The following is a 1,212-nucleotide window of genomic DNA, read 5'->3' on the forward strand; positions in this document are numbered from 1 at the left end:
TGAAACATGAAACTGGAACACAAGACGATTGATGGTACAGCAATGGTATCGTATCTCCGTGATCGGCAAAGCAATTTGAAGATAGGCAGCCCTGCCAGGGAGGAACTGGAAAAGGCAGTTATCTATATAGTTGGAACACTTATGAGGGAGGATGAAGATGGAGAATCTTGATTTATATGAAAGTGTCCGTTCTGTCCCTGACAATGCCAAGAAGACCATTAAAGGAGGTCGTACCAGCGGTATGACCGATATCAACCCTATGTGGCGAATAAAAGTCCTGACCGAGCAGTTCGGGCCATGTGGGATAGGATGGTACTATATTCCGACACGGAAGTGGTTAGAAACATCAGGGAATGAGATAGCGGCTTTTGTGGATATCGAATTATATATAAAGGTTGGTGGAGAGTGGTCCAAACCAATCCCAGGTAACGGTGGCAGCATGTTTGCTGCAAAGGAAAAGTCTGGGATCTATGTATCTGACGAATGCTATAAGATGGCAACCACAGATGCTATATCGGTAGCGTGTAAGCAGCTTGGAATTGGTGCAGATGTGTACTGGGAATCTGACCGGACTAAATACAATAGGGAAGAAAATCCTGGTCTGATTACCAAATCGGAGGTTAACGAAATATTTCTGGAATTGAAACGGACTGGAATCGGAATAAAGAATGTCTTGTCAAAGTATGGATTAACGGATATCCATTGCATGACGAAGATCCAAGCTAAAGAAACAATCAATAAGCTGAAGCGGAAGCCAGATAAAGAAAGCGCGACCGCACCACCAGATGACATGCAGGAAGGTGGACTTCCTTGGAATGATCCAAAGGGGTGATGATTGATGGAGAGCAAAGGGATCCTAAAGGATATCGCCCGTAACTGGGAAACAGGCAAATTCCTGCTGACCTTTGAGATGGACCAGGACATAACGGGACAACTGGAAGATATCCGTGGCAAACTGCTTAACATAGTAGCCAAGCAATACCGGAAGAAGCGTAGCCTGGATGCCAATGCATATTACTGGCAGTTGTTGACCAAATTATCGGAGGCATCCGATATATCCAAGAACCGGGCACACAACCTTATGCTCCGCCGATATGGGCAGTTGGAAGAGATGGACGGCCATCTGATATATGTTGTGGTGCCGGACGATGATAAAGGTGCGGACAGGTCACTGGAGGCTGAAACTTACCATATCAAGCCGACCACGGAGGT

At 46.0% G+C, this 1,212-nt stretch carries 2 protein-coding genes; both read left to right on the forward strand.

The window, feature by feature from the left end:
• Positions 1 to 157 precede the first annotated feature (157 nt).
• Positions 158 to 832: a hypothetical protein gene (locus tag CLFS41_RS01595; RefSeq protein WP_052665570.1), complete on the forward strand. Its 675-nt coding sequence runs from the start codon at positions 158 to 160 to the stop codon at positions 830 to 832.
• Positions 833 to 835: 3 nt separating this feature from the next.
• On the forward strand, positions 836 to 1,212 hold a 377-nt coding region (locus CLFS41_RS01600; RefSeq protein ID WP_152648994.1), incomplete at its 3' end, for a hypothetical protein.

Source organism: Clostridium sp. FS41 (assembly GCF_000954015.1).
Taxonomy (GTDB): Bacteria; Bacillota; Clostridia; order Lachnospirales; family Lachnospiraceae; genus Enterocloster; species Enterocloster citroniae.